The sequence below is a fragment of the Roseisalinus antarcticus genome, from assembly GCF_900172355.1.
Taxonomy (GTDB): Bacteria; Pseudomonadota; Alphaproteobacteria; order Rhodobacterales; family Rhodobacteraceae; genus Oceanicola; species Oceanicola antarcticus_A.
The window spans coordinates 1-5,986 of record NZ_FWFZ01000071.1; the positions used below are offsets into that span (position 1 = coordinate 1).

The 5,986-nt window shown below is 63.3% G+C and carries 6 protein-coding genes; 2 read left to right on the forward strand and 4 right to left on the reverse strand.

The genetic code is table 11. The features are described 5' to 3' along the window. Positions 1-372 precede the first annotated feature (372 nt). The 4 genes from ROA7023_RS22645 to ROA7023_RS22660 are packed head-to-tail and all read right to left on the reverse strand — an operon-like array spanning position 373 to position 4,100. Positions 373-3,045 (reverse strand): PriCT-2 domain-containing protein, encoded by a 2,673-nt coding sequence (locus ROA7023_RS22645; protein ID WP_085881241.1) that lies wholly within the window; start codon positions 3,043-3,045, stop codon positions 373-375. A 3-nt stretch (positions 3,046-3,048) separates the two neighbouring features. Then, positions 3,049-3,375: a hypothetical protein gene (locus ROA7023_RS22650; RefSeq protein ID WP_085881242.1), complete on the reverse strand. Its 327-nt coding sequence runs from the start codon at positions 3,373-3,375 to the stop codon at positions 3,049-3,051. Then, the gene (locus ROA7023_RS22655; RefSeq protein ID WP_234992418.1) at positions 3,372-3,617 is read right to left on the reverse strand and encodes a hypothetical protein; all 246 of its coding nucleotides are present in this window, start codon (positions 3,615-3,617) and stop codon (positions 3,372-3,374) included. Before ROA7023_RS22655 ends, ROA7023_RS22650 begins: the two co-directional genes overlap by 4 nt. A 27-nt stretch (positions 3,618-3,644) precedes the next feature. Further along, entirely contained in the window at positions 3,645-4,100 is a 456-nt protein-coding gene (locus ROA7023_RS22660) for a MerR family transcriptional regulator (protein WP_085881243.1), read from the reverse strand. A gap of 136 nt (positions 4,101-4,236) precedes the next feature. On the opposite strand from ROA7023_RS22660, the gene ROA7023_RS22665 reads away from it, so the two are divergent. Further along, positions 4,237-5,340, forward strand: coding sequence for a site-specific integrase (locus ROA7023_RS22665; protein WP_085881244.1), 1,104 nt, complete (start codon positions 4,237-4,239; stop codon positions 5,338-5,340). Between the two features lie 9 nt (positions 5,341-5,349). Beyond that, complete coding sequence (locus ROA7023_RS22670; RefSeq protein ID WP_085881245.1) at positions 5,350-5,817, forward strand: hypothetical protein; 468 nt, start codon at positions 5,350-5,352, stop codon at positions 5,815-5,817. The last annotated feature ends 169 nt before the right edge of the window (positions 5,818-5,986 follow it).

The following is a 5,986-nucleotide window of genomic DNA, read 5'->3' on the forward strand; positions in this document are numbered from 1 at the left end:
GAGTTTAGTCAAATTCGCCCCCTGACGCTGGAGGGGTCATGCGCTGCGCTCCCCCACATACGGATCGGCGCAGGAGGAACCGCCCGGCGGCCTGCAAACCGGCGTTCCCGTCCGCTAACAACGGTTCTGATGTTTTCGCAGGGCGTGCCGGGCGTCACCGTCGGTTGACGAATTGTCTGGTGGGTTTGGTGGATATTGGTGGGTTGTTTCAGCCCGCTCCTGCAAACTGTCACGTCATGCGTTGCAGAATGATGCATGGCGTCACTTGTCGCGACCTTCCACGTCGCTGACACTTTGGGTGACAAACACAGATTTGAGCCGGAGTTAATCCACCAAACCCACCAAACCCACCAGACAAATCGGGAATAGATGTCACGCATCGGCATGGCTCCGGAGATTTTCAGAACCGTTGTTGATCGACGTTGCGTCGCCCCCCGCGTGCTGCAGCTGCCAGCGCGCGTGCCCTGCCGACACACCTGCGAAGATCAGGCGCAGACCACTGACGAACCTGTTCTGGTGTGCCCCGATCCACCTGCCGAGCCGTCTGCCGTTGATCACACCGCCTTCGCCCGCGACCCGCAGCAATGCCTCGCGGAACTCGGGGTGGACGAACTCCGTACGCCCATACAGCTGTGGTCGCTGATCGGTCGCGCACTCGATGACATCGCGGACGCTGACCCGATCCATGCCGATCACCTCACGCCAGCCCGCCAGGACCGAGGTCAGCGCCTCCAGCTTGGGGTCGGCCCCGCGCAGCTCCTCCATCGTGTTGCAGGGATCGGCCTCGCCCAGCCAGATCAGGGCATCGCGGATCCAACGCGACCAGTCGGTGAATGAGCCCAGCGGAGGGCGCATCCCGGGCCGCCCGGCGATGTGATAGGCGCGCAGGATGGCAATGCCAGCGGCGACGTAATCTCCCCGTTGCGCCGTCACCATGGCGAGGGGATCGCGGTCGAAGGCTCGAAGCTCGGGCCGCTCAACACCGGCATCGAGCGTCGCCCTGATGGCGCGGCGGGTCATGTCGCCCTCGAGGGTCAGGTTGTTGCCGGTGGCGAAGACGGCGGCATTGCTCGGGACCTCGGCATTCACGGATTTGCCGAGGATGCGGACCTTCAGGCTGGTTTGGGTCAAGGTCTGGCACAACAACTCGCCGCCAAGCGGTTCCTCACAGTTGTCGATGGCGATCAGCACGTCGCCTGCGATCAGCGCGGCACCCAGCCGCTTCTCCATCTCCTCCTCGGATTTGCCCTGTGCAATCACCGGCGCGGGACGGGCGGTGGCGATCAGGCTCGCCAGATCGACCAGCATGGATTTGCCAGTCCCGGCCGTCGGCGCGTTGAAGCCGTGCAGCGGCGCGGTCGGCAGCGACCGGCGGATGAGCGCGGTGAGTATCCCGGAGAGCGCGACGGACCGATCCGCGTCGGTCACGAAAGGGAAGGTCGAGATGAGGTCCTTGAGGAAGGCGAGTGCGCGCTGTGCCGTTGCCCGGTCAGGATCGCGCGGCAGCATCGGGAAGTGGACGTCCTGTGGGTCAAACAGCAGTCCAGTCTGCGCATCATAGCCTGGCAGGTCGAGGATCGAGCCGTCGGGCCGCAGAGTCGGGCAGTTGATGATGCCGGTCAGCACGGGCAGCCGCCACTGGCCCTCGCGAACGAGGAAGGTCTCGGCAATCCGATGCGGACAATCGGTGCTCAGCCATTTACCCTCGCGTTTGTCGAACCGTTTCCAGTTGGCCGCGCGGGTAAAGGCTTCGGCCATGTGGTGCGCCTTGACGTCCACGAGGCGCTGTGCGTCGATCTTGCGACCGTCTGAGATCGCCACCGGCACCATGGCCGGGCGCACCACCATGCTGCCGCGCTGATAGTAATCGAGCCCGGCCTGCATCAACGCACCTTCAGCCATGTCCACGGTTTCGTGCAGGAAGCCCGCATAGATGCGGATCGCCGGGCGGTCGTCATCATCAGGCGCGTCCTCGTCTGCATCAACGGGACTTCTGGTCGGGCGCGCAGGCCGTATGCGCTGTGCCCGTTCGGCCCGCCATCCGTTCTGCCGCGCGAGCCAGAACAGCGTGCCGACCGTGACACTGCGCACGCTGGCGAAGCTGCCCCATTTCTCGGCGCTGTAGGCCGGATCGTTCTTCGATGCCTCGGCTGACCAGGTCTCCCACAGGTCCCGACCATCGGGCCCGAGCGCGGCATAGAGTGCGAGCCCGACCTTGATCCAGTCGTCGTAGGGCAGTTCGTCGTTGCTTATGTGGGCGATCGCTTCCTCGATCAGCTCGCGCGACGGGGCTTCCTTCTGCTTGAGCCCGGCGGCCTTGCGACCCTCGCGATCGATCTCGCGCCGGTCGCTGGTGGTCTGCCCGCCGACCTTGCGCAGGTAACTCTCGGCCGCCGCGATGAAGGCGGCGCAGCGGCCTTGGCTGACGACCGGCAATTCGTGCAGCGGCACATCGAGCGGCGAACATTCCGGCCAATGATAGGATGCCTTCGTGTCGGGATGGATACCGAACCCCACGAACTGCTGCCCGGTTGCCAGCACCTCGACGCGCGCCACCGTGCCGTCCAGCATGTGGAACTCACTTGTCTGGACCTTGTCAAACGGCGCATCGGTGCGGAACGCCAGCAGGATTTTCGGTGCGCGCCCGATGCGGGAGAGAGGTGACATGCCGAGCATCTCGGTCGCGATGCAGGTCAGGCGGTGGGCGTGATCCTGGTCCAGCACGTCGATGTCGACGCCAACGAGATCGCCGCAAAGCAGCCCGGTATTGGTGCAGTTGCGCTGCGCCTTGGTCCATCGGGTGATCTCGGTCTCGTCGGCGCTGGCGCAGACGGTTTCCCAGCCTTTCATCATCGGTCGCTTGCCAGCGGCCTTCATCGCCACATGCGATCCGAGCACTGGTACGGGGAGATAGCCGCCGCGATGGAGCTTCAGGCGCAGGTCGGTCAGATCGTCTGGCGACATGGGCGTGGGAACCACAGTGGGCGCATCCGCCGTCGCGTCGGCGCTGGCCATGTCGTCGGTCGTGCGGATGGCGTCCTCCATTGCTTACTCCTCCAGTTCCCAGCCCGCAAAATCGTCCAGCTCGCGATCCGCCTCGCTGGCAAGGCAACCGGAGATGTGCGCCTGGCCGCCATAGATGTGTCGGCTGAGACGTCGCGGATCGCGCCGCATGGGCCGCGTCATCTGGAGATGGCAGTCGATTTCCGACCGCAGACGATCCACAGCGGCGACGGTGTGGCGTGCGATCCGGTTGGTTTCGCCATCGGTCGGGGCGACGATCAGGAGGCCCATCACGGCCTCCCGGCATTCCCGCAGCCGCTTGCCAAGCACGACGTGATCCCATGGCTTGAACCGGAACAGAGGGTCCATCATCGTGCGCCCTCCTGGGTTTCGATCCAGCTCATGTGCTTGGATTTCCGCGCACAGATGACGTTGCCCATCCGGAAGGTGGGCATCCGCACCTTGGCCTCGCCAGCATAGTAATAGACCTTCCGGCGTGCCTTCGCGTCGCCGAAGACAAAGATGGCGATTGCATCCGCACCGCGCAGCAGATCTTCGGCCAGCGTCGGGCAAGCCTCTTCCGTGGCGGGTCCAGCCCGCATTTGATGTTCCATGATGTCCTCCGATTGTCGGGTTTGGCCTCAGGCGATGCCGAGTGTTTTCTTCACGCGCCGTTCGGTGTGGCCGAGGTTGATGGCAGCGAACGAGCGCACGTCGGGATCCTCGACGATCCGCCAAAGTTCAGACGGGCGTGTGATGCGGCCGAAGGTGTGGTCGATCTCGCCGTCCTCATCGACCACCTCAATGGTCTCCGACACCCGGACCGGGCCCTGACAGATCACAAGCAGCGAGTCCGCATCGTGGTATCCGAAGAGATGTGCCGTGTGCATCGAGGCGACTGTGGGCGAAAGTCCGAGGCGGCTGAATTCGGCCAGCACGCCGAGCTTGATGGCATCGTGATAGGTGTACTTCCGCGCCTTGCCCGGCTCGACCGGGTTTTCCGGCTTGAAGTGGCCGCGCGAGATCCATGCCTCGACCTGGTAGCGGGTCAGCTGCGCAGCATCGGCGATCTGCTGGATGGTGAATTCCTGACTCATGGCGATTACCTTTGACAGTATGTTTGAGCTATGGATAAGTGACCTCCGACACACTGTCAATGGTATTCGTTCACCTCGGAAATTCGGGCCTTGCCTGACCCGCAACCTGAGCGTGATGGAGAGTTGGAGGACGCAAATGGCCACGATCCGCAAGAGAACATTGCCCTCGGGCCTGGTGCGCTGGCAGGTGGACTTTACCGACCAGGCTGGCAAGCGCCGTTCCAAGTTGTTCCCGCGCCGGAAGGATGCCGACGTCTATCTGGTGAAGGTTCGCTCACTGGTCGCGAACCACACCTATCTGGCCGACAGCGAAAGCATTACGGTGGCGGAAGCCGCGCAAAGCTGGCTCGACCATTGTGAGGTGCGTTGCAAGACGGGGCGGCGGATGGAACGGTCGACGCTGCGCGGGTACAGCGACTATGTGCGGCTTCATATCAAGAATGCGGAGATCGGGATCGGCGACAGGCTGATCGCGCAACTGACCCGTAGCCATGTGAACGAGTTCCGCGACAGGCTGCTGCTGAACGGGCGGTCCGAGCATCTGACCCGCCGCGCCATCTCGGTGCTGAAGCTGATCCTCGACCATGCCATCGACAACGGCCAGTTGTTCACCAACGCCGCGCATGGAGTTCGCATCATCAAATCCAGCCGGATCGAGCACAAGGCGCCGGTGCCGTCGAAGGAGGCGATCCGCGCGCTGATCGAGGCGGCCGACGAGGATTTCAAACCACACCTGATCGTATCGGCGTTGGGCGGGTTGCGCGCATCGGAACTGCGGGGCCTTCGTTGGCAGGACGTGGATTTCGACATGGGCTTCATTTACATCCGCCAGCGTGCCGACGCCTACAACCAGATGGGCGAGCCGAAATCGAGGGCTGGGTTCCGCGACATCCCCGCCGGGCCGATGGTCCTTAACGCCCTGCGTCGCTGGAAATTGCGCTGCCCCAAAAGCGATCTCGAGTTGGTGTTCCCCGCGCCGCGCGGCGGGATCCTTCAGCATACCAATACGCAGGCGCGTTTCCGTAAGCTGCAGGGAAAGGTCGAGGTGACGATGCGCTGGCACGACCTTCGCCACTTCGCCGTATCGCTCTGGATCGAGCAGAGCTTCTCGATCAAGGAAGTGATGACCTTCGCAGGCCACTCATCAATCCAGATGACGATGGAACGCTACGGTCACCTGTTCCCGTCGCCCGACCATCAGAAGGCCATGGCGATGGTCGAGGCGAAGCTGCTGGGGTAAGCTTTTGCCATGACATGGCTTCCGGACCAAACCCTAGCTGATTTCGCCACCGTCGCGCGGCTGGCGGGCGTGACGCTGGCGACGGACGACATCCGCATCGAGGCGCTGCCTGCGCCCCACGCGCCGCCCACGCGGCTGCCGGCGGGGACCATGGCCGTATATGTCTTCACGCACGGTTCCGACGTCCTGAAGGTCGGGAAGGTCGGCTCAAAGAGCCAGGCACGCTATACTAGCCAGCACTACAATCCGGGAAGCGCGCAGAGCACGCTCGCGGCATCAATGATCGCCGATGCCGAGCGCATTGGGTTAGGTGAGGCGGATCAGGCCGAGATCGGGAGCTGGATCCGAACGAATGTGGATCGCGTCAACATCCTACTTCCAGTGCGCCTTGGTGTACCGGTCCTGACGCTGTTGGAGGGCTTCCTACAATGCCGCCTACGACCCCGATACGAAGGCTTCAAGAGCCAGCGCGGATGAAGGGCGTTCTGGATTCCCGTTCCCTCCCAAGGGTTTGCGGCAGTTCCGTGCGACACGACGCCGACGTGTTGTATCCGAAATTTGGATAAGTCTCGGAGTTCACAAGACTTTTTGAGTTGCAGGGGTGACCCTCATAACCTGAAGGTCGTAGGTTCAAATCCTACTCCCG